The organism is Streptomyces sp. NPDC050625, assembly GCF_040654755.1.
Lineage (GTDB): Bacteria > Actinomycetota > Actinomycetes > Streptomycetales > Streptomycetaceae > Streptomyces.
The window spans coordinates 26,835-51,216 of the sequence record NZ_JBFAIQ010000027.1 but is presented as its reverse complement, the minus strand read 5'-3'; the positions used below and the strand labels follow the sequence as shown (position 1 = coordinate 51,216).

The following is a 24,382-nucleotide window of genomic DNA, read 5'->3' as shown; positions in this document are numbered from 1 at the left end:
AACGAAGGGGGCCGCCGGGAGCGCCGGGGCGTGCGTTCCCGGCGGCACGCGGACTACCAGCGGTTCTCGACCTGGTCCTTGATCCGGCGGTCGTAGAGCTCCCGGATCGCCGTGAACGTCTGCTCCGGCGGCGCCGGCAGCTTCGCGGCGGCCGCGTTGGCACGGGCCTGCTCCGCGGAGCGGGCGCCCGGGATCACGCTGGTGACGCCGGGCTGCTCGATGATCCAGCGCAGCGCCAGCTGGGCCGGGGTGTATCCCTCGGGAGCGAGCGCGGCGAACTCGGCGGCCGCCTCCACACCGGTCCCGAAGTCGACGCCGGAGAACGTCTCGCCCTGGTCGAAGGCCTCGCCGTGCCGGTTGTAGGTGCGGTGGTCGTCGGCGGCGAAGACCGTGTCCTTGGTGTACTTGCCCGACAGCAGACCGGAGGCCAGCGGCACACGGGCGATGATGCCGACGCCGGCCTCGCGGGCGGCCGGGAGCACCTCGCGCAGGGGCTTCATCCGGAACGGGTTGAGGATGATCTGCACGCTCGCCACACCCGGCCGGGCGATCGCGGTCAGCGCCTCGGCGCAGGTCTCCACGCTGACGCCGTAGGCCGCGACGCGCTCCTCCTCGACCAGGGTGTCCAGGGCGTCGAACACCTCGTCCGAGGAGTAGACGGGCGTCGGCGGGCAGTGCAGCTGCACCAGGTCGATGCGGTCGACGCCGAGATTGCGGCGGGAGCGGTCGTTCCAGGCGCGGAAGTTGTCGAGAACGTAGTTCTCGGGGATCTGGTCGAGTCGGCGGCCCATCTTCGTGGCCACCATCACCTGCAGATCCGGCCTGGCGCCGAGGAAGGCGGCGATGGTCTGCTCGCTGCGCCCGTCGCCGTACACGTCGGCCGTGTCGAAGAAGGTCACCCCCGACTCGGCCGCCGTCTCCAGCACGGCGAGGGCCTGCTTGTCGTCCACCTCGCCCCAGTCGGCGCCCAGCTGCCATGTGCCGAGGCCGACGACCGATGCCCGCTGACCCGACCTGCCGATTACGCGTTCGTCCATGCCGCCAGTCTGCCATCCACCGGTGGCCGGATCGTCCCTCGACCTACCACTTCCCGGGCCGTACGGGACGCCGGTCCGGTCGCCCGGCGGTGGGTCAGGGTGTCAACTGTGCCTGGACGACGAGCCCGTAACGGTCGGCGATGGTGTCGATCGCGGACGCGCGCAGCCGCTCCCCGCGCGCGATGCCGTACATCACGCCCAGCCCGATGAGCGTGGCGACCGCCAGCTCGGCGCGCAGGCCCGCGTCGGGGCCGCTGAGCCGGTCGGCGAGGCGTTCGGTCACCTGGGCGCGGAAGTTGGCGCGCACGATGTCGCCGTGGTCGCCGTGCAGGGGCGCGAAGGCGATGCGCACCAGGGGGTCGGCGCCCCGTTCGCACTGGCTGCGCAGGACGTGCTCGGTCATGTGCCGGCCGAGGTCCGCCAGGGGCGCGTCCAGCAGGGCGTCCGCGTCGGCCTCGAAGGACATGACGCGGGTGAAGAGGGCGTCCTTGTTGCCGAAGTACTTCAGGATCAGCGGCGGGCTGACACCGGCGCGTTCGGCGACGGCCTTGAGGGTGATGTCGGCGCGGGCGTGCCGGGCGAGGAGGTACCGGGCCGCCTTGAGGATGGCCGCCTTGGTCGTCTCGGCGTCCCGGCGGACGGGGGTGACGGCGGGCGCGCCGGATGGAGTGCTCACGGACTTATGCTCCCTCCATCGCCTCGTCGCGGGCGCCCCGGGTGCCGCCTCGGGCCCGTCGTGTGCCGTCGGGGCGGCTGTCGCCCGGGATGGTCAGCGCGGCCGCGCTCGCGGCGAGGGCGATCGCGCCGGCCATGGCGAAGGCCAGCAGATAGCCGTGCAGCGTGGGTACGGGGGCCCCGCCGACGAGGCTGGTGTGGTGCACGAGGACGGCGGCGACGGCGGCGCTGGACGTGGCCTGGCCGATGGTGCGCATCAGGACGTTGACGCCGTTGGCGGACGCGGTCTGCGCGGCCGGGACGGCACGCAGGATCAGGGTGGGCAGCGCCGAGTAGGCGAGCGTGGTGCCGATGGCCACCACGGTGACGCCCAGGATGATCATCCACAGGTCGCGGCTGTCGGCGATGCGGACCGCGTAGCCGCAGGCAATGACGGCGGCACCGAGGGCGAGGGTGATGCGGGGGCCGTGTTTCTCCGATATACGGGCGGAAACGGGCGAGAGGAGCAGCATCACGACACCGCCGGGCAGCAGGCACAGGCCGGTGGCGACGATGGAGAGTCCGAGCCCGTAGCCGGTGGCCTCGGGCGCCTGTACCAGCTGGGCGGTGACCAGTGAGTTGGCGTAGAAGGCGAACCCCGTCAGCAGGGCCGCCACATGAGGCAGGCCCACCCGGGGCCGGGTCACCAGCCGCAGATCGACCAGCGGCTGCGCGGTGCGCAGCTGCTGCCACCACCACAGGGCGAGGACGACGACCGCGCCGAGGAAGAGGCCCAGCACACGGGGGCTGCCCCAGCCCCACTGCCCGCCCTGGGACACCCCGAGCAGCAGGCAGGTCAGTCCGACGGCCAGCATGAGGGCGCCGAGCACGTCGAACCGGCCCGGCTCGCGCACGGGCGACTCCTTGACCGCCCACCACACGGCCGTCACGCCCAGCGCACCGAGCAGGCTGGTCATCCAGAACAGGGTGTGCCAGTCGGCGTACTGCACGACCACCGCGGCCAGCGGCAGGCCGAGGGCGGCGCCGATGCCGACGGTGGAGCTCATCAGCGCGACCGCCGAACCACGTCGCTCGGGCGGCAGTTCGTCGCGCAGGATGCTGATCGACAGCGGGACGACGGAGGCGGCGGCGCCCTGGAGGGCGCGGGCGGCGATGAGCACGCCGATGTCGGAGGACAGGGCGCACATCACCGAGCCCACGGTCATCAGGGACAGGGCCGCGGTCAGCACCCGCCGCTTGCCGTACATGTCGCCGGCGCGGCCGAGGACCGGGGTGAGGACCGCTCCGGAGAGCAGGGTCGCGGTGACCATCCAGGAGACCGCGCCCGCCGAGGCGCCGGTCAGTCGCGGCAGGTCCGGCAGCAGCGGGACGACCACGGTCTGCATGACGGCCATGAGGATGCCGCCCGATGCCAGTACGGGAATGGTGAGCCGGTCCCGTACTCGGGTGGCCCCGGCGCTCGCTCCGGGCGGGGAGGATATCGGAGCGGGCTGGTCCATCGGCACTCCAACTGACGTCAGGAATATGAGGTGAATATGAATTCACCTTACTAGGTGAATAGTAATTCACCAACATCTGCCCCTGCCGCCCGCCGAGGTTCGCACGTCGGCCTGCGTCACGCAACGCGACCGATCGGCACCACAGGGCGGCACGAGGGGCGCATGCGGCCGGGCTTTCGAATCGCGTCAGTCTGCCGGCGTGAGCCGCGCCACTCGGGATGCCGTCGACCGCGAAAGATCTCCGCGAACACCCCCGCGACGGCAAGGAATTGCCCCTTCCGGGGGCCGGGAGGGGCACTCCACAGCAAGATCACCTTCGTTCAATCCTGTACGGCATGTGGCTAATTGTCCTGATCGCAGCCAACCGACTCCGGACGATTTCTCCCGCTCTCGGCGGGGCCGATAGGCATGCGGGGACATCACCCGAACGCACCAGGAGGTCCCGCATGCCGGAACTCACCCGTCGCCGCGCGCTCACCGCCGCGGCCGCCCTCGCCGCGGCCGCCGGAGCCCAGACGCTCGTCGCGCCCACCGCCTCGGCCGCCGGGCATCAGCACGGTTCCCCCGATTCCTTCGACGAGGTCTACAAGGGCCGCCGGATACAGGGCCGTCCGATGAGCGGGGGCGGTCACCACCACGACCACGGCGCCGGTTACGGGGTGTTCGTGGACGGGGTGGAGCTGCATGTGATGCAGAACGCGGACGGCAGCTGGATCAGCGTCGTCAGCCACTACGACCCGGTGCCCACGCCACGTGCCGCCGCCCGCGCCGCGGTCGACGAGCTCCAGGGCGCCAAGCTCCTCCCCTTCCCCGCCAACTGACCGCCCCCGCAAGGAAATCCGGAGTCACCCGCACATGACCGTACGCAAGAACCAGGCCGACCTGACCGCCGATGAGAAGCGGCGGTTCGTCGCCGCCGTCCTCGAACTCAAGCGCAGCGGACGCTACGACGCGTTCGTCACGACGCACAACGGCTTCATCATGTCCGACATGGACAACTCCGAGCGGACCGGCCACCGTTCACCGTCCTTCCTGCCCTGGCACCGCAGATTCCTGCTCGACTTCGAACGGGCGCTGCAGTCGGTGGACGCGTCGGTGGCGCTGCCGTACTGGGACTGGACCGCCGACCGCACGGTCCGCGCCTCCCTGTGGGCGCCCGACTTCCTCGGCGGCACGGGACGCAGCTCGGACGGCCGGGTGATGGACGGGCCGTTCGCCGCGGGCGCCGGGAACTGGCCGCTCAACGTGCGGGTGGACGGCCGTACTTATCTGCGCAGGTCGCTCGGGGCCGGTGTCCGCGAGCTGCCGACCCGCGCCGAGGTCGACTCCGTGCTGGCGCTGACGACGTACGACATGGCGCCCTGGAACAGCGCCTCGGACGGCTTCCGCAACCATCTGGAGGGCTGGCGCGGGGTCAACCTGCACAACCGGGTCCACGTCTGGGTCGGCGGGCAGATGGGCACCGGTGTCTCCCCCAACGACCCGGTGTTCTGGCTGCACCACGCCTTCATCGACAAGCTGTGGGCCGACTGGCAGCGCCGGCACCCGGGAGCGGGTTACGCGCCGACCGGCGGGACTCCGGACGTGGTCGACCTGAACGACACGATGAAGCCGTGGAACGACGTGCGGCCGGCGGATCTGCTGGACCACACGAAGTTCTACACGTTCGACGTCTGATCAGGGGCAAGGAGTTCGGGTCGGGAGCCGGAGGCCCGGATCAGGCCTGCGCCGTCCGGCACTTCGGATGACCCCAGCCCTGCGTGTTCTTGGCGATGGGCTCGCCGGCCGCGTAGGAGCCGCCGCACACACAGCGGCCGGGGAACTTCGCCTTGATCGTGCGGGAGGACGAACCGCCGCCCTGCTTGCGGGGTGCCGCCTTGCGGCGCGGGGCGGCGGACGCCCCGGTGACGGACGAGGGCGGCGGCTCGGGCGAGCCGAGCGCGCTGCCCGCGGACTCCTGGGCCGAGGCCGCCTGGCTGGCGGCGCGGTCGGCGAAGTCGTTCAGCGCGTCGCCGTCCACCTGGTGCGCGGCGACGTAGCGGAACTCGACGGAACGGCCGTCGAGCAGCTCGTCGATGCGCACCACCAGGTCCTGGTTGGCGACCGGCTTTCCGGCGGACGTCTTCCAGCCGTTGCGCTTCCAGCCCGGCAGCCAGGTGGTGACGGCGTTCATCGCGTACTGCGAGTCCATCCGGACCTCCAGCGGCAGGCCGGGGTCGGTCGCCGCCAGCAGCCGCTCCAGCGCCGTCAGTTCGGCGACGTTGTTGGTCGCCCTGCCGAGCGGCCCCGCCTCCCAGCGGGCCGGCGTCCCGGAGTCGTCGGACACCACCCACGCCCAGCCCGCCGGTCCGGGGTTTCCCTTCGAAGCCCCGTCGCACGCGGCCACAACACGTTCACGCATGGGCACGATCATGCCACGGCCGCGGAGACCCCCCGAACGGGCCGGTCAGACGTCCATGGTCCTGGGCATCTCGCCCTCGGTGGTCGTGATGTCGATCACCGAGAAGTTCGCGCCCTGCGGGTCGCTGAGGGCCGCGAACCGGCCGAACGGGCTGCTCATGGGCCCGAACCGGAGGATGGCACCGAGCTTGGTGGCCTTGGCCACGGCCTCGTCGCAGTCGCCGACGGTGAAGTAGACATTGATGTACGACGGCACCTCGGGCGGGAAGTCGTCGGTCATCCTCATCCGGCCCAGGACCGTGTTCTCCCCCAGGTTGAACATCCGGAAGTCGACGGAGGCGTCGTCGATCTGCTTGGCCGTGTACGGGAACACCGCGGAGAAGAACGTGTCGGCCCGCTCGGGCTCGCGGGTGAAGACCTCGGCCCAGCAGTAGGCGCCGGGCACGGCCGTCGCCTCGAAGCCCTCGTGAGCGCCCCCCTGCCAGACGCCGAACACGGCGCCGCTGGGCTCACGGGCCAGGCACATCGTGCCGAAGTCGCCGACCTGCATCGGCTCCATCAGTACCTCGCCGCCGTTCTCCCGGATCTTCTCGGCGGTGGCCGCGGCGTTTGGCGAGGCGAAGTAGAGGCACCACTGCGACTGGCCCTCCTGACCGGGCATGGGCGGTACGACGGCCGCCACCGCCTTGCCGTCCGCATAGGCCTGGGTGTAGTTGCCGTACTCCGACGACGCCTCGCCGAAGGTCCAGCCGAGGACCTCACCGTAGAAGCTCTTGGCTCCCTCGACGTCACCGAACATCGCGTCGGCCCAGCAGGGGGTTCCTTCAGGTTGTACGGCCATGGTGCGGGACCTCTCCGGATAGACGGACTGCCTGGATCGTCATGGACGGACTGGGACTGTCTGGATCGTCACGCTCCACACGCTAGCCATCACCCGGTCGGCCCGCGCGCCGAACCGACCGCTCTGCCGGACACTGGAATGCGGAGACGGCGGGCGTCGGCAGGACGGGGCGCGGCATGACGGACTCGGTGGTCGCAGGCACGATGCGGGCGTGGTCGGTGACCCGGCCCGGACCGGTCGAGGAGGACCCGCTGCGGCTCGTCGAGCGGCCGGTGCCCGTGCCGGGGGACGACGAGCTCCTGGTGCGGGTGCGTGCCTGCGGGGTCTGCCGCACCGACCTGCATGTCGCCGAGGGGGACCTGCCCGTGCGCCGGCCGGGGGTGACTCCCGGGCACGAGGTGGTCGGTGTGGTGGCCGGGAAGGGGGCGGCCGTGGCGGACTTCGCCGTGGGCGACCGGGTGGGCGTGGCCTGGCTGCGGTGGACCGACGGCGAGTGCCGATACTGCCTGCGGGGCTCGGAGAACCTGTGTCCCCGGTCGCGGTACACCGGCTGGGACGCGGACGGCGGCTACGCGGAGTACACGACCGTCCCGGCCGGTTTCGCCCACCGGCTGCCGGGCGAACTGGACGACGTGGCCCTGGCCCCGCTGCTGTGCGCGGGGATCATCGGCTACCGCGCGCTGCGCCGCACCTCGCTGCCGCACCGTGGCCGGCTCGGGCTGTACGGGTTCGGGGGCAGCGCCCATCTGTGCGCGCAGGTGGCACTCGCCGAGGAGGCCACCGTGCACGTCCTGACACGGGGCGCGGACGCCCGGCGGCTGGCCCTCGAACTGGGCGCCGCCTCGGCGCGCGACGCGTACGAACTGCCCCCGGAGCCCCTGGACGCCGCGATCCTGTTCGCCCCGGTCGGCGACCTGGTCCCGGTCGCCCTGCGGGCCCTGGACCGGGGCGGGGTCCTGGCCGTCGCCGGCATCCACCTGAGCGACGTACCGCCGCTGCACTACGAGACCGATCTGTTCTACGAGAAGGAACTGCGCAGCGTCACCTCCAACACCCGCGCGGACGCCCGCGAGTTCCTCGCCAAGGCCGCACGGCACGGGATCCACGCCACGACCCACACCTATCCGCTGTCGCAGGCGCCCCAGGCCCTCAGGGACCTCAAGGCCGGCCGCTTCGACGGGGCGGCGGTCCTGGTGAACGATCTCTCCTGATCCCAAACCCCGGATGATCCACAAGCCCCCGGGGTGCGGGGGCGGAACCTGCGCGCGCGATCACGCTCCCCTGTGCCGTACGCCCCGAACGACAGGTTTGCACCACCAAGGAATGAAACCGCCCCTTTCGCGCCGTACCGGAAGATCACCACGGCTGTTTGGCTTGTCCGAGCGCACCACCAACTCGCACACCACCGACCGATCCGGTCACCCCGTTCACCTCCCGGGAGGGAATGTGTCCACACCGGACAGTGCCACCGGTTCCGCCATCGACGAGCCCGCCCCCGACCCCTCCGTGGACGGGCAGCCCACCAGCCTCGGCACCCGCGCGGCGCGCCAGCTGGCCACGACCACCAAGTCCGAACCGCAGATGCAGGCCATCACCTCCCGATGGCTGCTGAAGACGCTGCCCTGGGTGGACGTGAAGGGCGGCGCCTACCGGGTCAACCGGCGTCTGACGCTGCGCACCGGCCGCGGCCGGGTGCACTTCGAGCACAACGGCGCCGACGACATCCGGGTCGTCCCCCAGACGCTGACCGAACTCCCGGTCCTGCGCGGCTACTCCGACACGGACGTGCTGCGGGAGATCGCCGCCCGTTTCCAGGCCCGTGAGGTGCGGCCGGGGCAGGTGCTGTTCGAGGCCGGCCAGCCGGTCACGGAGGCCTACCTCGTGGTCCACGGCCGGTTCACCCGCTACACGGCAGGCAAGTACGGCGAGGAAGAGGTGCTCGGGGTCGTCACCGACGGCGACCAGATGGGCGACGAGGCCGTCGGCCAGGTGGACCCGCTGTGGCTGAGCTCGGTGCGGGCCGAGACCGCGGGCGTGGTACTGGCACTGTCCTGGGCGGTCGTCGAGGAGTTCACCGAACGGGCACCGTCCCTCGCCGCGCATCTGCGGGCGTACATCGAGCGGCAGCGCAAGCCCGTGAACCGCAAGGGTGAGGCGGACGTTCCGCTGCAGGCCGGCCATGTGGGCGAGCCGACGCTGCCCGGCGGCTTCGTCGACTACGAACTCGCCCCGCGCGACTACGAGTTGTCACTCACCCAGACCGTGCTGCGGGTGCACACCAGGGTCGCCGACCTCTACAACGACCCGATGGACCAGACCGAGCAGCAGATCCGGCTGACCGTCGAGGAGATCCGCGAGCGCCAGGAGTGGGAGCTGGTCAACAACCGGGAGTTCGGGCTGCTGCACAACGTCGACCACGGGCAGCGCATCAGCACGTACACGGGCCCGCCGACCCCGGACGACCTGGACGAGCTGCTCTCGATGCGCCGCAGGACCAAGGTGCTCCTCGCCCATCCGAAGACGATCGCGGCGTTCTTCCGGCAGTGCAACCGGCGCGGCCTGGTACCCGGCACCGCGAGCGTCGACGGGCACGAGATCCCCGCCTGGCGCGGTGTCCCGATCTTCCCCTGCGGCAAGATCCCGATCACCGACGACCACACCAGCAGCATCATCGCGCTGCGCACCGGCGAGGCCGACCAGGGTGTCGTCGGACTCCACCAGACCGGCATCCCCGAGGAGTACCGGCCCGGCCTCAATGTGCGGTTCATGGGGATCGACACCGCCGCGATCATCAGCTATCTCGTCACCGCCTACTACTCGCTGGCCATCCTCGTCCCCGACGCGGCGGGGATCCTGGAGAACGTCCAGCTCGGCCGGACCGCCGACTGACGGCCTGGAGCACACCATGAGCACACCCACCCATCCCTACGCGCTGCCCGGGCCGCCGAACATCGCCCAGAGCCTGCGCACCACCCGGCGCACCGGGGTGATCCCCGGACTGCACCACCGGCCGGCCGTTCCCGCCGATCCGGACAAGGCCGCCGAGATCGACCGCAGGCTGGAGGCCTGGGCCCGTGACCTCGATCTGTTCCCGCAGGCCTGGAAGGGGGACTTCGCGGGTTTCCAGTTCGGCCGGGCCGTCACGCTCCAGCATCCGGGCGCCCTCGACCTGGACCGTCTCACCACGGCCGGCAAGCTGCTGCTCGCCGAGAACATCGTGGACTCCTGCTACTGCGAGGAGGACGAGGGCCGGGGCGGTTCACGGCGCGGCCTGGGCGGCCCGCTGATCATCGCCCAGTCGGCGCTCGACCCCTTCCACGGCACCCCGGAACTTGAGGAGGAGTGGCGCCAGGGCCTGTCGGCCGACGGACCGCTGCGCTCGTACCGGTTCGCCCTCGCGGACTACGCCGCCTTCGCCACCCCCAGCCAGACCGGCAGGTTCGTGCACGACATGGCCCGGCTGCACCTGGGCTATCTGGGCGAGGCCGCCTGGATGGAGACCCGGTACAAGCCGCGGGTGTGGGAGTACCTGGTGATGCGGCAGTTCAACAACTTCCGCCCCTGTCTGTCGCTCGTCGACGCGGTGGACGGCTACGAACTGCCCGAGCAGGTCTACGCCAGCCCCGAGATCCAGCGGATCACCGCCCTCGCGTGCAACGCCACCACCGTCGTGAACGACCTCTACTCCTTCACCAAGGAGCTGGAGAGCGACCCGGATCACCTCAACCTGCCGCAGGTCGTCGCGGCCGACGAACGGTGCGGGCTGAAGGCCGCCTATCTGAAGTCCGTCGAGATCCACAACCGGATCATGGAGGCCTTCGAGGAGGAGTCCGCCCTTCTGTCCGCCACCTCGCCCCTCGTGGAGCGCTATGCCCAGGGGCTTGCCGCCTGGGTGTCCGGCAACCACGAGTGGCATGCCACCAACACCCATCGATACCACCTGCCCGACTACTGGTAACCGCGCCGATTCCGCACCACCGAGCAGTATCTGAAACAGCGTCAGACGCATCACGAGGAGTCACTGTTGACCACCGCCCCCCTCGCCCGGACCACGACCGCAGCTGTGCCGACCCAGTCCACGTACCAAAGCCGCGTCGCGGACTACTGGAACGCCGAGGAAAATCCGGTCAACCTCGAACTCGGCAAGATCGACGACCTGTACCACCATCACTACGGCATCGGTAACGTCGACTGGACCGTGCTCGACGAGCCCGACCCCGACCTGCGCCGGGAGCGGATCACCGCCGAACTGCACCGCCTGGAGCACGCCCAGGCCGAGTTCCTCGCCTCCCGGCTCGGCCCGCTCACCCCGGCCGACCGCGTCTTCGACGCCGGCTGCGGACGGGGCGGCGGAAGTGTGGTGGCCAATCTGCGGTACGGCTGCCACGCCGACGGCGTCACCATCTCCGCCAAGCAGGCCGACTTCGCCAATGAGACGGCCCGCCGGCGGGACATCGACGACAAGGTGCGCTACCACCACCGCAACATGCTCGACACCGGCTTCGAGTCCGGCGCGTACGCGGCCTCGTGGAACAACGAGTCCACCATGTACGTCGAGCTGGACCTGCTGTTCGCCGAGCACGCCCGGCTGCTGCGGCGCGGCGGACGCTATGTGGTGATCACCGGCTGCTACAACGACACCTACGGCCGGGCCTCGCGCGAGGTGTCCCTCATCAACGCGCACTACATCTGCGACATCCACCCGAGGTCGGAGTACTTCCGGGCCATGGCCCGCAACCGGCTGGTGCCGGTGCACGTGGAGGACCTGACCGAGGCCACGATCCCCTACTGGGAACTGCGCAAGGACGCCGACCACCTGGTGACGGGCATCGAGGACACCTTCCTGTCCGCCTACCGCAACGGCAGCTTCCAGTACCTGCTGATCGTGGCCGACCGGATCTGAGGCCGTCGCTCCAAGGCCGCCGCTGTGCCGGGGCGGTGTCGCGGGACACCGCCCCGGCCCCGGCGCGTGCGGGACCAGCGCCCTCGAATTTCGGTCGACAGCAGGCCCGTCGGCGGCTGGAATGGCCCGCGTGTGTGCCGTGAGAATGCATGAGGACGAGGTGGATCTCGATGCCTCGGTCGTCCGCCGGCTGATCGCCGGACAGTTCCCCGACTGGGCGTCCCTGCCCGCGCGGCGTCTGAAGTCCTCCGGGACCGAGAACGCCATGTTCCGGCTGGGCACGGACCTGGTGGTAAGACTGCCCCGGCACCCCGGTGCCGTGGCGGACGTGACCCGCGAGCAGCACTGGCTGCCCCGACTCGGGCCGCTGCTGCCCGTTGCCACGCCCGAGCCGCTGGGGCGGGGCGGGCCCGGCGCGGGCTTCGCCTGGCCCTGGTCCGTGTACCGCTGGCTGGACGGGCTCAATCCCGTCGCCGGGGCCGTCGAGGAGCCCGGACCGCTCGCCGAGGACCTGGCCTCGTTCATCGGCGCCCTGCGCAGGATCGACGCGCACGACGGGCCGCCCAACCACCGGGGCGTTCCGCTCGCCACCCGGGACGCGGCCACCCGCGACGCCATCGACCGGCTGGCGGGCAGGGTCGACACCGCGGCGGTTACCGCCCGGTGGGAGGAGGCCCTGCGCGCGCCGGAGCACACCGGCCCGCCCGTCTGGGCGCACGGCGATCTGTCGCCGGGGAACGTGCTGGTCGCAGACGGCCGGCTCAGCGCCGTGATCGACTTCGGCACCGTGGGGGTGGGCGATCCGGCGGTCGATCTGATCGTGGCCTGGAACCTGCTGCCCGCGACCGCCCGGGACGCCTTCCGCCGGGCCGTCGGCGCCGACGACGCCGAGTGGGCGCGGGGCCGGGGCTGGGCGCTGTCGATCTCGCTCATCCAGCTGCCGTACTACTGGGACACCAACCCGCCGCTGGCGGAGAACTCACGGCATGTGATCCGCGAGATCCTCGCCGAATCCGCCTAGGGGTCCCGGCCGCTGCAGGCCCGCGCCCCCTACGGATCCTCACTCGCCCGCGTATGCCTTCTCCAGGGCGGCGATGTCGAGCTTGTGCATCGACAGCATGGCCTGGGTGGCGCGGGCCGCCTTCGCCGGGTCCGGGTCGCTGACCATGTCGTCGAGCCGGGCCGGGATGACCTGCCAGGACATCCCGAACCTGTCCTTGAGCCAGCCGCAGGGGCCGGGCTCGCCGCCGTTCTCGGTGAGCTTGGTCCAGTAGTGGTCGATCTCCTCCTGGTTCTCGCAGAAGATCTGGAACGAGATCGCCTCGTTGAACTTGAACTCCGGTCCCCCGTTCAGCGCGACGAACTTGTGGCCGTTGGCCGTGAACTCGACGGTCAGGACGGTGCCGGCGGGACGGGGGGCTCCCTCGGGGTAGCGGGTGACCCTGCCGACGGTGGAGTTCTTGAAGATCGAGACGTAGTAGTGGGCGGCTTCCTCGGCCTGGTCGTCGAACCAGAGGCACGTGGTGAATCCGTCGGTGGCCATGAGCTACCTCCTGGGGCGTGGAACGCGGTCACCTGTGTCGACCGATCGTCGCCGCGAAACTCATCGGCCGGAAGGCCGACTCCTCCGGATGGACGTGGGTCCCTCCCGGACAGGGCCTAGCATCCGGATCATGACGTCTTCGTCCGCAGAGACCATCCGGCCCCATCGCCTCGCGATCCCCGAAAGCGACCTGGACGACCTGAACGAACGACTCGACCGCACCCGATGGCCCGACGAACTGCCCGGGGTGGGGTGGGCGTACGGCGTGCCGGCCGGGTATCTGCGCGAGCTCGTACGGTACTGGCGGCACACCTACGACTGGCGTGCCGCCGAGGCACGGCTGAACACCTGGCCGCAGTTCACGACCACGATCGACGGGGCGAGCGTCCACTTCGCGCACGTCCGCTCCCCGGTGCCCGGCGCCACCCCGCTGATCATCACCCATGGCTGGCCGGGCTCGATCGTCGAGTTCCTCGACGTCGTCGGACCGCTCACCGATCCGGCCGCGCACGGCGGCGATCCGGCCGACGCCTTCCACGTCGTGGTGCCGAGCATCCCCGGGTTCGGGCTGTCCGGGCCCACGACGGACACCGGCTGGGAGGCGGGCCGCGTCGCCGACGCATGGGCCGAACTGATGGGGCGCCTCGGCTACGAGCGGTTCGGCGCGCAGGGCGGCGACTGGGGCGCGATGATCTCCCGGGAGCTGGGCCGCGCCCATCGCGACCGGGTGATCGGCGTCCATCTCAATCTGCTGCCGGGCGCGCAGGCGACCAGCGAGCCCACCGAGGAGGAGCTGGACGCGCTCGGCCCCGAGGAGCGGGAGCGCACGCTCGCCTCGTGGCGGCGCTGGTCCGCCTGGTCGGCCGACGGGTCGGCGTACGCCCTGCTGCACTCCACCCGCCCGCAGACGCTTGCCTACGGGCTCACGGACTCGCCCGTCGGTCAACTCGCCTGGATCATCGAGAAGTTCCGGGAGTGGACGGACTCCGGGGAACTCCCCGAGGAGGCCATCGACCGGGACCTGCTGCTGACCAACGTGATGCTGTACTGGCTGACCGGGACCGGCGGTTCGTCCGCCCGGATCTACTACGAGCGTGCCCACGCCACGGGTCGCGCGGCCGCCCCCGCCGAGCCGTCCACCGCACCGACCGCTCTGGCGGTGTTCCCCGCCGAGATCCAGCTTCCGCTGCGGCACAGGGCCGAGCGCACCGAGAACCTCGTCCGCTGGACGGAGTTCGACAGGGGCGGGCACTTCGCGGCCATGGAGGAGCCGGACCTGCTGGTCGGCGATGTCCGGGCCTTCTTCCGGCAACTGCGGGAGCAGACCTCCGGCTGACGCCCCGTCAAGCGGCCAGGCACAGCCCCTGGTACGGCGAAGCGGACGCACGACGGCCGGCGCGACGCCCGGCGTCGGCCTGGCGGGCCAGCTCGCCCTGCGCCCGTGACAGCAGATCACCCAGCCCCAGTCCAAGGGCGTGGGCGGCGGCCGCGAGAACCTCCGAGGAGGCCTCCTTGCGGCCGCGCTCGACCTCCGACAGGTACGGCATGGAGATCCGGGCCGCATCGGCCACATCCTTGAGCGTGCGCTCCTGCGCCTGACGCTCACGACGCAGAACATCACCGACGAGGTCGCGCCACAGGGGTTCCTTCGGCTCGGGCGCGGGCACTTCCGGGCGGGCGGTCCCCGAGCGCAGGGGAATCACGCGGGCTTGGTTCGGCACATGGCTGGTCACCTGTTCAGCCTAGGAGCCCCGGGCACCGGGGGAAGGGACCGGCATTGCGCTGTGGGGGGAATCCGGCGAACGGATCGAGGAGTTGCCCCGGGTCGCCGGCATCGGTCCGAACAACCGGGCCCTGCGGGGACATCCGTCGGCGGAGGTGGCCGTGGCGGTGGCCGGATTCGAGCGCCGGCAGCCGTCTGCCGAGCCGTTCGACACGGTCGTGTGCGCAACCGCGTTCCACCGGCTCGATCAGGCGGTCCGGGTCGTCAAGGCGGCGCGGGCGCTGCGTCCCGGTGGCCGGCTCGCGCTCGTCACCACCGAGCATATGGCGGGCGGCACCCTGGACTTCTTCGCCCGCGTCCAGCGCTGCCACGAGCGATGGGATCCGGCCACGCCCCGGACCGCCACTCGTTCCGAAGGCCGAGACGGTCGCGGATACCGGCAAGTCGGCCGACTCACCGTTCTTCGACGACCTCACGACGGGCCGCCACGCTCACGGGTCACTGCCCCACCCGCCCGTCGATCCGCTCCCGCAAGAAGTCGGCGTGGCCGTTGTGGCGGGCGTACTCCTCGATCATGTGGACCAGCACCTCGCGCAGCGCGACCGGTTCGTCGGCGTCGAAGCCGGTGATGTCGAGGCTGGGTGCCTCGGCGACGAGGCGTTCCGCGAAGGCGACCTCGGCGCGCCAGGTCCGCCAGGCCTCGGCCACCAGGCCGGGGTCGGGCGCCGCGCCGTCGAAGTCCGCGTGCGGATCGTCGGCCGTGCGGTAGAGCCGGGGTGCGTCCTGCCCGGCCATGACCTGCCGGAACCAGTGCCGCTCCACCTCGGCCAGATGGCGCAGGAGTCCGAGGAGCGACAGGTCGGACGGCGGCACCGAGCGGCGGGCCATGGCCTCGGCGTCCAGCCCCGCGCACTTCATCTCCAGCGTCAGCCGCTGATCTCGCAGATATCCGACGAGCGTGTCGAGCTCCCCGACGAAACCGCCGTCGCTGCGCGGATCGTCCTCGGGGCTGACGAACATGTCCCACCAGCCGAAGCTCCGGCCGGGCTGCGCCTGCTGCGGCTCTGTGATGTCGGCCATACGACCGAGGATCCGTCGTGGCCGACCGTCGCCGCCACCCAATTTGCGCCAGGCCCGTCCACACCACGCATGCGCCGGGTGACTGCGGGTACCCGCACCAGGAAGCACGCATGGGACGCACCGGTTCCGGGTACACGGCCCGTCGCGCAACGCGAGCAAGGTGCCCGGAACAGCAGAGGCCGAAGAGGCAGACGTCGAACCGTGACTTTCGTGGGAGAGGTAATGAACACCGCCGGGATCCGGTCGGAAGCAGTGGTCGTCGAGCAGACCGCCGGGAGCACGACGGACGAGGGGTCGCTGCCGGGAATAGCGGACCCGAGGAGCATCGCCCCGCGTGACGCGCGGGAGCTGTCACGTCAGTTCTTCCGGCGTCTGACCGAGCTGGACGAGGGCACGCACGAGTACCAGTACGCACGCAACACGCTCATCGAGATGAACATGTCGCTGGTGCGGTTCGCGGCCGGACGGTTCCGCAACCGCGGCGACGACATGGAGGACATCGTCCAGACCGGAATGATCGGCCTGATCAAGGCGATCGACCGGTTCGAACTCTCGCGCGAGGTGGAGTTCACGTCGTTCGCGCTCCCGTACATCGTCGGCGAGATCAAGCGGTTCTTCCGCGACACCACCTGGGCCGTGCATGTCCCGCGGCGGCTGCAGGAGCTGCGCGTGGAGCTCGCCAAGGCGCGCGAGGAGCTCTCCTGCCTGCTGGACCGCGAGCCGACGGTCGCCGAGCTGGCCACCTTGATGAACATCACCGAGAACGAGGTGGTCGAGGCGCAGCTCGCCTCCAACGGGTACAACTCCGCCTCGCTGGACGCCGCCCTGACCGGCGACGGGCCCGAGGACGGCGAGGCCGTGCTGGCCGACTTCATCGGCATGGAGGAGGAGGGGCTGCGGCTCGTCGAGGACTTCCAGTCGCTCGCCCCGCTCATGGCCGAACTCAGCGACCGCGACCGCGAGATCATCCATCTGCGGTTCGTGGAGGAAGCCACCCAGGCGGAGATAGGCGAACGGCTCGGGTGCTCGCAGATGCATGTCTCCCGGCTGATCAAGCGCATCATCACCCGGCTGCGCGAGGGCATGCTGGGCGAGCTGGGCTGCGCCTGACCGCCCGGTCCTCAGTGGGCGAGGTTCACCAGCGCGCGCACCCGCTTTCCGACCGGGACGCGCTCGGCGGTCACCTCCGTGGCCAGGGCGTGCACGATCTCCAGACCGTGCCGCCCGACGCGTTCGGGGTCGCGCGGGAATCGCCGGGGCAGCGCGGCACTGCTGTCGTAGACACACACCGTGACCGCGTTGTCCGTGCCCTCCAGCTCCAGGATGTACGGGCCGTTGCTGTGCCGGTCCGCGTTGGTCACCAACTCGCTGACCACCAGGAGCAGCTCACCGTCGGTCCGGTCGTCGATGCCGGCGCACCACTCGGTCCTGAGCTGGTCGAGGAAGAGCGCGGCGAAGGTGCGTGCCGCGGCGATGCATCCCTGTTCGCCGGTGTAGTGCGCCGCCCGTCGGAGCGGTTCCACGGGCACGTCGAAACCAGTCGGTATCACTGCCCCGTCCAGATGCTCGGTCATGCGTTTCTCTCTCGGAAGCCGGTCCGGCCGGTCTCTGCTGCACCAGTCCTCGTACCCCGAGCGGGGCGGCACAGTCCCAGACGGTGTTCGCCGAGCGCGCACACCGGCCCGACAGGTCCTAGCTGGGCTGGCCACCGGTGCCCTGCGGTGCCGGAACGTTCCCCGTCTCCTGCTGCGGCGCGTTCGAGGTCGCCCCGGGCTGCTGCTGCGTTTCGGGGGTGGCCGGGGACTCGGGGGCCAGGGACTGGGTGACCGTCCCCTCCTCGGAGGCGGGAGACCCGTAGGTCGAGGTCGACTCGGAGGACGGGGCCTGAGAGGAGGGCTCCTGCGAGGACGGGGACTCGGACGGCGGGGATTGCGAGGACGGGGCCTGCGAGGACGGCGACTCCGAGGTCGGGGACTCCGACGACGGGGCCTGCGAGGACGGGGAGGACGGCGACTCGGACGACGGCGACTGCGAGGTCGGGGACTCCGAGGACGGGGAGGACGGCGACGACGGGCCCGTCGATGTCGGCGACGTCGGGGCGGTCGGCGGTGTGTACGGCGTGGCCCAGGGGTTCACCTGATGCTGCGGCGGACTGGTCCTGTGGTCCTGGTCGCCCGTGTCGTCACCGCGGTGACGCTGGATCCACTCGTCGTTGTGGCCGTCGAAGATGATGAAGAAGTTGATGATCTGCGGCGCGGGCCGGACCACCACGACCGCCGAGGGCCGGTACGACGCCCAGTGGTCCCCCACCGGCTTCGGCGGGGTCCGCTGTGCGACCGGCGGGGTCAGCGGGTTGCCGCTGGCGCAGCGCACGCGGGGCACCCCGTGCCCGTCGACCAGCACGGCGGTGCCCGCCTGCAGGACGGCCTGGTAGTCGGTGGCCGCGCCGTTGCGGTACCCGTGGTCGGTGACCCGGGTGTCCACGCGGAGTTGCACCGGGGTGAGCGAGCGCAGATACGCGGGAACGGCCGACGGCCGGATGCCGACGACCGAGGCGAACGCGTTGTTCTTGGCCGGGCTGGCCTGCAGCTCCCTGATCTGCTTCGGCACGTCACAGCTGGGCGTGTTGCGGGTACCGGCGTACAGGCCGGGGTCCCCGCCGCGCACGCTGTGCAGTTCGTTGCCCGTGGCCGACGTCACGGTCGCGGAGGGGGTGATCGGCGTGACGGAGCCGCTCTTCGCGGTCGACGGGGTGAAGGGGTCCTGCCCCGTCGAGTTCGCGGCCTGCAGAAAGACCTCGCTCGCCTTGGCCGTACCGCCGCCGCCCGCGTTGGACAGGACGACGGCGACGATCACGGCGACCACGACGGCCGTGGTGAGCAACGCGATGCGCGGTGCGGACCTCCACCACGGCTGGTGCGGTTCCGGCGCCCCGCCACCGCCGCCCGCGGGTCGCCGCGGCGGTGGCTCGGAGGGCGGCTGGGCCCCCGACAGGGGGCCGGAGGGCGGTCCCGTCGGACGGCCGGATGACGGAGGTTCGACGCTCACGAGGTCTCCTCCCGCACGCGATCGGTTGCACCGAGCGTCTGGTTTCACCCAATTGCCGCTCATATCACAACTAACCCATTGTGTGCTCCCGTCCCACGCGGCCCGCAAGCCGACGCGGACGGCCCACCCGGGGGGCGCCCCTGCCGGGGGCTGCTTAGCGTGGCAGCGTGAGCCCCCGGACCGACCCCGACCGGCCCGTCGCGCGCCACGGCTGGGTGCAGGCCCTGGCCGTGGTGCTGGCCGGACTGGCCGCCATGGTCGTGGTCGCCGCCCTGGGACTGTGGGCGGCGGGCGCCGGCGAGCTGCCGGGCGGCGCCTTCCCGCGGGTGGTCGCGGCGACCGTCGTGGCGGCCGTCGGAGGCACGGTCGAGTTGTCCGGGAACGCCGGATCGCTCGCCAGGACCCGGGCGGAGCTGACCGTGATCCCGCTGTCGGTCACACTGACCGGCGCCCTGGTGATCGCCGCCGGATTCCTGCGGCCGCTGCGGCACCGGGCGGTCGCCGGGGCCGGGGAACTGGCCGGGTGGGCCGCCCGACTCGCGGTGCTGTGGCTGTTCGCGCTGATCGGCCTGGCCCTGGCGGCCCGTCAGACCTTCAGAGTCGACCTCGGCAACGGCATGCTCAGTGACATCGGCGAACTCCTCGACGCCACCCCGACGGTCGGGTTCACCACGAACTCCCTGCTGACGGTGGTGTACGGGCTGCTGTGGCTGGCCGGTGCGCTCGTACTGGCGCTCCTGGTGTCGCGCGGGGCGCCCCTGCCGGCGCGGCTGCTGCGGTTCCAGGAGTCGGTGCGTCCGGCGGCGTACGCCGTGGTCGCGCTGCTGCTGGCGTACGTGGCGCTGGCCGTCGTCGTCGCACTGGTCGCGGCGGCCACGCGCGGACACCCCGCGGACACGTTCGCGGTCGTCCTGCTGGGCCTGCCGAACCTGGCCTGGCCGGCCCTCACCATCGGCCTGGGCGCGACCTGGCACGGCCGGGTGGACGGCCCCTTCGGGCTGCCCATGCCGCATGTTCTCGACGAGGTGCTGCGCACCCCGGACGTCTCCACGCTGAACCTGCGCACGCTCACCGAGCAGGACGGCAGGATGTGGTGGCTCCTGGTGGTGGACGTCGTGCTCGTCCTAGCCGCCGGGTTCCTGATGGCGGTGCGCTCACCGGCCCGGATACGACTGTGGCAGCACGCCCTGCGCCTGGCCGTCGCGCTCGCCCTCGCGGTGCTGATGATCTGCCTGCTCGGCCGGATCTCCGCACACTACGGCCTCTCCCTGCTCGGCATCGGCAACCTGGGCGGTGGGCTCTCCGGCGAGCTGTATCTGAACCCCGACGTGTGGTCGGCGGTGGGCCTCGCGGTTTTGTGGGGGCTGGTGGCCGGCTTCCTGGGCGGTCTGCTGGCCCGCCCGGTGCACCGCCGGGGCGAGGTGCCGGCGGGCCCCGGCTGACCGGTCCGGGTCAGGGCCGCCGGCCCCGGAAGACCGGCTCGGCCCATGGCGGGAGCTCCACCGCCGGCTCCGGATCTTCGGTCGCCGGGGACCCTGCCGCCGGCTCCAGACCTTCGGTCGCTGGGAACTCTGCCGCCGAGTCCCCACCTCCGGTCGCGGAGACCTCTGCCGCCGACTCGGGGCCTTCGGCCGCGGAGACCTCAGCCGCCCGCTCCAGGCCTCCCGGCGCGGAGACCTCAGCCGCCGGCCCCGGACCTCCCGGCGCGGAGACCTCAGCCACCGGCCCCGAACCTCCCGGCGCCGGGAGGTCCACCTCGGTCGCCGGGTGGCCGGGCTCCGGCTGCGGTCCGCCCGTCATGACCGCGCGCAGGGCCGCGACGAAGGCGAGGCAGGAGTCGTAGCGGTCGTCGGGGCTCTTGGCCATGGCCTTGGCGAAGACCTGGTCGACGGCCGGGGGCAGGTCGGGGCGGGCCTCTGACAGAGGTGGCGGCTCGTCGTACTGGTGGGCCCACAGCAGGGCCATGTCGTCGTCGCGCTGGAAGGGCGGATGGCCGGCCAGGGTCTCGTGGACGACGCAGGCGAGGCCGTAGACGTCGCAGCGGCCGTCCACGGGGCGGCCGGATATCTGCTCCGGTGCCACGTAGTCCAGCGTGCCGACGAACTGGCCGACGGTCGTGAAGCCGGTCAGGGAGAGCGACTTCTTCGTCAGCCCGAAGTCGGTGAGGTACACATGCTCGGGGTGATCGCTGTCGGTACCCCGGCCGACGAGGATGTTGCCGGGCTTGACGTCCCGGTGGACCAGCCCGTTCTCGTGAGCGGCGTCCAGCGCCGATGCCACCTGCGCGGCGATCCGTACCGCGGCCGGGAAGGGCAACGGGCCCTCCCGGTCCAGCAGATGGCGCAGATCGCTGCCGGAGACGAACCGCATGGCGATGTACAGGACACCGGCCGTCTCCCCGGCCTCGAAGACCGGCACGATGTTGGGGTGGTCGATCGCGGCGGCCACCCGGGACTCATGGGTGAAGCGTCGGCGGAAGGTGTCGTTGCGGGCGAGTTCCGGGGCGAGCAGTTTGAGCGCGACCGTGCGGTCCAGCCGCACGTCATGGGCCCGGAAGACGACGGCCATGCCGCCCCGGCCGATCTCGTCCTCGATGCGGTAGCCCGCGATCTGCTTCCCGACCAGCTCGGACGGCCGCCCGGAGAACACGCTCGCCTCGCGCGCCGTCACGGCTCGCCCTCATGGGTCACGACGCGGGTCGGGGGGTGACCGGGGACGCTGGTGCCGGGTGTGCCCGTGTCCGTGGCGTAGGTGCTCAGCCTCCTCCCGTCGCCGTACATCCACCGCCCCTCGTCGGGGTCGTACAGCCACATGGCCTCCCCGTCGACCACGACGCCGATCCGCAGTCCCCGGGTGCGGCCGCGGAAGGACTCTCCGTCGAGGCGGCCGTCCGCCAGTTCCTTCACCGCGGCGCGGTAGTCGGCCAGCGCCTCCTCGGCGCGGGCGAGCAGCGGGCGCGGATCGGCGCTGTCGCCGGGTGTGCCGGCGGCGGGCGGGTCCTCGGGCACGGCGACCAGATAGCGGCCGTCGACCCAGGCGGACCAGCCGTTGGCACACCGGATGTGTCCCCAGTCGCCGCGCCGCTCCACGAGCTGCACGGGCAGCAGCGCGTCGAGGGGCAGGGTGGGCCGGGCAGGGTCCGGCGCCTCCCAGGCGGGCATCCCGTCCGGGGGGACGACGTGGGTGGGCCGGAAGCCGGGGGCCGTCATCGTGCCGCCTACTTCCGCATCACCACGGGTTCGTACCGGCGCAGCAGCCAGGAGACCAGGACGCCGAAGACCACCGACAGCACCACCAGCATTGCCATGTTGACCAGCCACACATCCGTCGCATGCCGGAACAGCGGGTCGGCGGTCAGTCGGCCGGGGACGATCCGGGACACCTCGATGGTGCCGGCCATCGCGCCGAGGGCCCACCGGGCGGGTACCAGCCAGGCGATCTGTTCCAGGACGGGCACGCCGTACAGCTTCAGCAGGGCGCCGCAGAAGACCAGCTGGACGATGGAGATCAGCACCAGCAGCGGCATCGTCACGTCCTCCTTGCGCACCGCCGCCGAGACCACCAGGCCGAGCATCATCGCGGTGAAGGAGAGCAGGGCGACCGTGACCGTGATTTCGAGCAGCGGCGCCGTCACCACGCCCCTGCCGCCGGGCGCGTTGAGATCGACCCCGAGCAGGGCGACGAGGGTGAGCACCACGGCCTGGAGCACGGTGATCGTGCCCAGCACGACGATCTTGGAGACCAGGTACGCCGATCTGGACAGGCCGACAGCACGCTCACGCTGGTAGATCACGCGTTCCTTGACGAGTTCGCGCACGGCGTTGGCCGCGCCCATGAACACGCCGCCGACGCACAGGATGAGCAGCGCGTTCATCGCGGTGTCCAGAGTCAGTTTCGGTCCCGACAGGGCGCGGGCCATCACGCCCATCACGAAGGGCAGCGCGATCATCGTGACCACGAAGATGCGGTCGGCGGCGAGCGCGGCCGTGTAGCGGCGCACCAGGGTGGAGAGCTGGGCGCCCCAGCTGCGGGGGCGGGGCGGCGGGGCCGGGGCGACCGGGCCCGCGCCGGGGCGGCGGGGCTGTGCGGTCGCCTCGGCGATGTAGTGCCGGTGGAAGGGCGATTCGCGGTACTCCCGCGCCCAGTCGCGGTCGCGGTCGCGTTCGAAGGCCTCGAAGGCCTCCGGCCAGTGCTCGAAGCCGAAGAAGGCGAGGGCGTCGTCGGGCTGCCCGTAGTACGCCACCTTGCCGCCCGGCGCCAGCACCAGGAGGCGGTCGCAGACGTCGAGGCTGAGGACGCTGTGGGTGACGACGATGACGGTACGGCCGTCGTCGGCGAGCCCGCGCAGCATGTGCATCACCGACCGGTCCATGCCGGGGTCGAGTCCGGAGGTCGGCTCGTCGAGGAAGAGCAGCGACGGCTTGGTCAGCAGCTCAAGGGCCACGCTGACCCGTTTGCGCTGGCCGCCCGAGAGGCTGTGCACGGGCTGGCCGGTGCGCTGTTCCAGGCCGAGTTCCCGGATCACCTCGTCGACCCGGGTCCGGCGCTCCTCGGGGGCCGTGTCCTGCGGGAAGCGCAGCTCGGCGGAGTAGGACAGGGCGGCGTGCACGGTCAGCTGGGCGTGCAGGATGTCGTCCTGCGGGACCAGGCCGATGCGCTGGCGCAGCTCGGCGTAGTCGTGGTAGAGGTCGCGGCCGTCGTACAGGACGGTGCCGTGGTCGGCGGGGCGCTGTCCGGTGAGGGCGTTGAGCAGTGTGGACTTGCCCGCGCCGCTGGGTCCGACGACCGCCAGCAGGCACTTCTCCCCCACCGGGAAGGAGACGCGGTCGAGGAGGATCTTGCGGCCGCGGTCGACGGCGACCGTGAGGTCCTGCACGTCGAGGGAGACCTCGCCGGTGTCGACGTACTCCTGCAGCGTGTCGCCGACGAGGCTGAACGTGGAGTGGCCGATGCCGACGATGTCGCCGGGACGGATCCGGGCGCGGGTGACGGGCTGGCCGTTGAGGTAGGTGCCGTTGTGGCTGCCGACGTCGGCGATCTCGTAGGTGCCGTCGGCGAGGGCGCGCAGTTCGGCGTGCCGGCGGGAGACGACCAGGTCGTCGACGACGAGGTCGTTGTCGGCGGCGCGGCCGATGCGGACGGTGCGCGTGGGCAGCGGTCGTACGGTGGTGGGCTGCCGGAAGGTGCCGGTCAGGGCGGGCATCGACACGGCGGAGGGACGGTCGGGGGCGGGCTCGGGGGGGCCGACCAGGACCGCGCGGGGCCCGTCGGAGGCGCTGCCGAAGCGGATGACGCTGCCCGGCCCGACGCCCGACTCCTGGATGCGGCGGCCGTCGGCGTAGGTGCCGTTGGTGCTGTGTTCGTCCTCCAGCGTCCAGTGGCCGTCCTCGGGGCGCAGCACGGCGTGGTGCCACGAGACCCGGGCGTCGTCGATGACGACGTCGCACAACGGATCCCGTCCCACGTGGTAGTCGCGCTCCGGACTCATCACCGTGGAGCCCGCGTCGGTCTCCAGCACGAGCTCGGGCGCAGTCGGGGCGACCTGCCGCTCCGCCATGGCCTGAATTCTACCGATTCGCTCACATGTGCGCCTGGCCACGGGCCGGCCCCGGACGTCCGGCGACCGGTGGTCG

At 71.6% G+C, this 24,382-nt stretch carries 22 protein-coding genes and 2 pseudogenes; 11 read left to right on the top strand and 13 right to left on the bottom strand.

Annotation, left to right across the window (positions count from 1 at the left end; all coding sequences use genetic code 11):
- Positions 1 to 53: 53 nt before the first annotated feature.
- From AB0I54_RS37940 to AB0I54_RS37930, 3 genes are all read right to left on the bottom strand, one after another.
- Complete coding sequence (locus AB0I54_RS37940; RefSeq protein WP_363300838.1) at positions 54 to 1,037, bottom strand: aldo/keto reductase; 984 nt, start codon at positions 1,035 to 1,037, stop codon at positions 54 to 56.
- A gap of 94 nt (positions 1,038 to 1,131) precedes the next feature.
- Positions 1,132 to 1,713: a TetR family transcriptional regulator gene (locus AB0I54_RS37935; protein ID WP_363300837.1), complete on the bottom strand. Its 582-nt coding sequence runs from the start codon at positions 1,711 to 1,713 to the stop codon at positions 1,132 to 1,134.
- 4 nt (positions 1,714 to 1,717) lie between these two features.
- Positions 1,718 to 3,211, bottom strand: a complete 1,494-nt coding sequence (locus AB0I54_RS37930) for an MFS transporter (protein WP_363300836.1) — start codon at positions 3,209 to 3,211, stop codon at positions 1,718 to 1,720.
- Positions 3,212 to 3,657: 446 nt separating this feature from the next.
- Here AB0I54_RS37930 and AB0I54_RS37925 point away from each other — a divergent pair, with 446 nt between their 5' ends.
- Positions 3,658 to 4,032, top strand: a complete 375-nt coding sequence (locus tag AB0I54_RS37925) for a tyrosinase cofactor (RefSeq protein WP_363300835.1) — start codon at positions 3,658 to 3,660, stop codon at positions 4,030 to 4,032.
- Positions 4,033 to 4,066: 34 nt separating this feature from the next.
- Complete coding sequence (locus tag AB0I54_RS37920) at positions 4,067 to 4,888, top strand: tyrosinase family protein (RefSeq protein WP_363300834.1); 822 nt, start codon at positions 4,067 to 4,069, stop codon at positions 4,886 to 4,888.
- A 40-nt stretch (positions 4,889 to 4,928) separates the two neighbouring features.
- Here the strand turns inward: AB0I54_RS37920 and AB0I54_RS37915 are convergent, their stop codons facing one another.
- Together AB0I54_RS37915 and AB0I54_RS37910 are read right to left on the bottom strand one after the other, a co-directional pair.
- Positions 4,929 to 5,624, bottom strand: coding sequence for a ribonuclease H (locus AB0I54_RS37915; RefSeq protein WP_363300833.1), 696 nt, complete (start codon positions 5,622 to 5,624; stop codon positions 4,929 to 4,931).
- Between the two features lie 33 nt (positions 5,625 to 5,657).
- The gene (locus AB0I54_RS37910; protein WP_363300832.1) at positions 5,658 to 6,452 is read right to left on the bottom strand and encodes a VOC family protein; all 795 of its coding nucleotides are present in this window, start codon (positions 6,450 to 6,452) and stop codon (positions 5,658 to 5,660) included.
- Positions 6,453 to 6,655: 203 nt separating this feature from the next.
- On the opposite strand from AB0I54_RS37910, the gene AB0I54_RS37905 reads away from it, so the two are divergent.
- From AB0I54_RS37905 to AB0I54_RS37885, 5 genes are all read left to right on the top strand, one after another.
- Positions 6,656 to 7,663, top strand: a complete 1,008-nt coding sequence (locus tag AB0I54_RS37905) for a zinc-binding alcohol dehydrogenase family protein (protein WP_363300881.1) — start codon at positions 6,656 to 6,658, stop codon at positions 7,661 to 7,663.
- A gap of 235 nt (positions 7,664 to 7,898) precedes the next feature.
- Complete coding sequence (locus AB0I54_RS37900; RefSeq protein ID WP_363300831.1) at positions 7,899 to 9,341, top strand: family 2B encapsulin nanocompartment shell protein; 1,443 nt, start codon at positions 7,899 to 7,901, stop codon at positions 9,339 to 9,341.
- 16 nt (positions 9,342 to 9,357) lie between these two features.
- A complete protein-coding gene (locus AB0I54_RS37895; RefSeq protein ID WP_363300830.1) occupies positions 9,358 to 10,410 on the top strand; it encodes a family 2 encapsulin nanocompartment cargo protein terpene cyclase in 1,053 nt (350 codons plus the stop codon).
- Positions 10,411 to 10,476: 66 nt separating this feature from the next.
- Positions 10,477 to 11,355, top strand: a complete 879-nt coding sequence (locus tag AB0I54_RS37890) for a geranyl diphosphate 2-C-methyltransferase (protein WP_363300829.1) — start codon at positions 10,477 to 10,479, stop codon at positions 11,353 to 11,355.
- Between the two features lie 145 nt (positions 11,356 to 11,500).
- Positions 11,501 to 12,376 carry an aminoglycoside phosphotransferase family protein gene (locus tag AB0I54_RS37885; RefSeq protein WP_363300880.1) on the top strand — a complete coding sequence of 292 codons (876 nt, stop codon included), beginning with the start codon at positions 11,501 to 11,503 and terminating at the stop codon, positions 12,374 to 12,376.
- Between the two features lie 39 nt (positions 12,377 to 12,415).
- Here the strand turns inward: AB0I54_RS37885 and AB0I54_RS37880 are convergent, their stop codons facing one another.
- The gene (locus AB0I54_RS37880) at positions 12,416 to 12,898 is read right to left on the bottom strand and encodes a VOC family protein (RefSeq protein ID WP_363300828.1); all 483 of its coding nucleotides are present in this window, start codon (positions 12,896 to 12,898) and stop codon (positions 12,416 to 12,418) included.
- Positions 12,899 to 13,028: 130 nt separating this feature from the next.
- On the opposite strand from AB0I54_RS37880, the gene AB0I54_RS37875 reads away from it, so the two are divergent.
- The gene (locus AB0I54_RS37875; protein WP_363300827.1) at positions 13,029 to 14,234 is read left to right on the top strand and encodes an epoxide hydrolase family protein; all 1,206 of its coding nucleotides are present in this window, start codon (positions 13,029 to 13,031) and stop codon (positions 14,232 to 14,234) included.
- Positions 14,235 to 14,241: 7 nt separating this feature from the next.
- Here AB0I54_RS37875 and AB0I54_RS37870 read toward each other — a convergent pair whose 3' ends face one another.
- Positions 14,242 to 14,631: a helix-turn-helix transcriptional regulator gene (locus AB0I54_RS37870; protein ID WP_363300826.1), complete on the bottom strand. Its 390-nt coding sequence runs from the start codon at positions 14,629 to 14,631 to the stop codon at positions 14,242 to 14,244.
- 187 nt (positions 14,632 to 14,818) lie between these two features.
- On the opposite strand from AB0I54_RS37870, the pseudogene AB0I54_RS37865 reads away from it, so the two are divergent.
- Positions 14,819 to 15,016: pseudogene (locus tag AB0I54_RS37865) on the top strand (SAM-dependent methyltransferase); the annotation flags it as partial.
- A 103-nt stretch (positions 15,017 to 15,119) separates the two neighbouring features.
- Here AB0I54_RS37865 and AB0I54_RS37860 read toward each other — a convergent pair.
- The gene (locus AB0I54_RS37860) at positions 15,120 to 15,701 is read right to left on the bottom strand and encodes a DinB family protein (protein ID WP_363300825.1); all 582 of its coding nucleotides are present in this window, start codon (positions 15,699 to 15,701) and stop codon (positions 15,120 to 15,122) included.
- A gap of 222 nt (positions 15,702 to 15,923) precedes the next feature.
- Between AB0I54_RS37860 and AB0I54_RS37855 the strand changes: the two genes are divergently transcribed.
- Entirely contained in the window at positions 15,924 to 16,811 is an 888-nt protein-coding gene (locus AB0I54_RS37855) for an RNA polymerase sigma factor SigF (RefSeq protein WP_363300879.1), read from the top strand.
- Positions 16,812 to 16,822: 11 nt separating this feature from the next.
- On the opposite strand, the gene AB0I54_RS37850 is transcribed toward AB0I54_RS37855, so the two are convergent.
- Both AB0I54_RS37850 and AB0I54_RS37845 read right to left on the bottom strand, forming a co-directional pair.
- The gene (locus tag AB0I54_RS37850; protein ID WP_363300824.1) at positions 16,823 to 17,275 is read right to left on the bottom strand and encodes an ATP-binding protein; all 453 of its coding nucleotides are present in this window, start codon (positions 17,273 to 17,275) and stop codon (positions 16,823 to 16,825) included.
- Between the two features lie 118 nt (positions 17,276 to 17,393).
- Positions 17,394 to 18,749, bottom strand: coding sequence for a DUF6777 domain-containing protein (locus AB0I54_RS37845; protein WP_363300823.1), 1,356 nt, complete (start codon positions 18,747 to 18,749; stop codon positions 17,394 to 17,396).
- Positions 18,750 to 18,916: 167 nt separating this feature from the next.
- On the opposite strand from AB0I54_RS37845, the gene AB0I54_RS37840 reads away from it, so the two are divergent.
- Positions 18,917 to 20,191 carry a streptophobe family protein gene (locus AB0I54_RS37840; RefSeq protein ID WP_363300822.1) on the top strand — a complete coding sequence of 425 codons (1,275 nt, stop codon included), beginning with the start codon at positions 18,917 to 18,919 and terminating at the stop codon, positions 20,189 to 20,191.
- 361 nt (positions 20,192 to 20,552) lie between these two features.
- On the opposite strand, the pseudogene AB0I54_RS37835 reads toward AB0I54_RS37840, so the two are convergent.
- From AB0I54_RS37835 to AB0I54_RS37825, 3 genes and pseudogenes are all read right to left on the bottom strand, one after another.
- Positions 20,553 to 21,419, bottom strand: a pseudogene (locus tag AB0I54_RS37835) (serine/threonine-protein kinase); the annotation flags it as partial.
- Positions 21,416 to 21,958: a hypothetical protein gene (locus tag AB0I54_RS37830; protein ID WP_363300821.1), complete on the bottom strand. Its 543-nt coding sequence runs from the start codon at positions 21,956 to 21,958 to the stop codon at positions 21,416 to 21,418. The pseudogene AB0I54_RS37835 and the gene AB0I54_RS37830, both read right to left, overlap by 4 nt.
- 8 nt (positions 21,959 to 21,966) lie before the next feature.
- Positions 21,967 to 24,306, bottom strand: coding sequence for an FHA domain-containing protein (locus AB0I54_RS37825; protein WP_363300820.1), 2,340 nt, complete (start codon positions 24,304 to 24,306; stop codon positions 21,967 to 21,969).
- Between the last annotated feature and the right edge of the window lie 76 nt (positions 24,307 to 24,382).

What these genes read in the sequence shown, in the direction of transcription:
- AB0I54_RS37940 (WP_363300838.1), bottom strand. Translation starts at nt 1,037, where the DNA reads ATGGACGAACGCGTAATCGGCAGGTCGGGTCAGCGGGCATCGGTCGTC.
- AB0I54_RS37930 (WP_363300836.1), bottom strand. Translation starts at nt 3,211, where the DNA reads ATGGACCAGCCCGCTCCGATATCCTCCCCGCCCGGAGCGAGCGCCGGG.
- AB0I54_RS37925 (WP_363300835.1), top strand. Translation starts at nt 3,658, where the DNA reads ATGCCGGAACTCACCCGTCGCCGCGCGCTCACCGCCGCGGCCGCCCTC.
- AB0I54_RS37920 (WP_363300834.1), top strand. Translation starts at nt 4,067, where the DNA reads ATGACCGTACGCAAGAACCAGGCCGACCTGACCGCCGATGAGAAGCGG.
- AB0I54_RS37915 (WP_363300833.1), bottom strand. Translation starts at nt 5,624, where the DNA reads ATGATCGTGCCCATGCGTGAACGTGTTGTGGCCGCGTGCGACGGGGCT.
- AB0I54_RS37910 (WP_363300832.1), bottom strand. Translation starts at nt 6,452, where the DNA reads ATGGCCGTACAACCTGAAGGAACCCCCTGCTGGGCCGACGCGATGTTC.
- AB0I54_RS37905 (WP_363300881.1), top strand. Translation starts at nt 6,656, where the DNA reads ATGCGGGCGTGGTCGGTGACCCGGCCCGGACCGGTCGAGGAGGACCCG.
- AB0I54_RS37895 (WP_363300830.1), top strand. Translation starts at nt 9,358, where the DNA reads ATGAGCACACCCACCCATCCCTACGCGCTGCCCGGGCCGCCGAACATC.
- AB0I54_RS37885 (WP_363300880.1), top strand. Translation starts at nt 11,501, where the DNA reads ATGCATGAGGACGAGGTGGATCTCGATGCCTCGGTCGTCCGCCGGCTG.
- AB0I54_RS37880 (WP_363300828.1), bottom strand. Translation starts at nt 12,898, where the DNA reads ATGGCCACCGACGGATTCACCACGTGCCTCTGGTTCGACGACCAGGCC.
- AB0I54_RS37875 (WP_363300827.1), top strand. Translation starts at nt 13,029, where the DNA reads ATGACGTCTTCGTCCGCAGAGACCATCCGGCCCCATCGCCTCGCGATC.
- AB0I54_RS37860 (WP_363300825.1), bottom strand. Translation starts at nt 15,701, where the DNA reads ATGGCCGACATCACAGAGCCGCAGCAGGCGCAGCCCGGCCGGAGCTTC.
- AB0I54_RS37855 (WP_363300879.1), top strand. Translation starts at nt 15,924, where the DNA reads ATGAACACCGCCGGGATCCGGTCGGAAGCAGTGGTCGTCGAGCAGACC.
- AB0I54_RS37850 (WP_363300824.1), bottom strand. Translation starts at nt 17,275, where the DNA reads ATGACCGAGCATCTGGACGGGGCAGTGATACCGACTGGTTTCGACGTG.
- AB0I54_RS37830 (WP_363300821.1), bottom strand. Translation starts at nt 21,958, where the DNA reads ATGACGGCCCCCGGCTTCCGGCCCACCCACGTCGTCCCCCCGGACGGG.
- AB0I54_RS37825 (WP_363300820.1), bottom strand. Translation starts at nt 24,306, where the DNA reads ATGGCGGAGCGGCAGGTCGCCCCGACTGCGCCCGAGCTCGTGCTGGAG.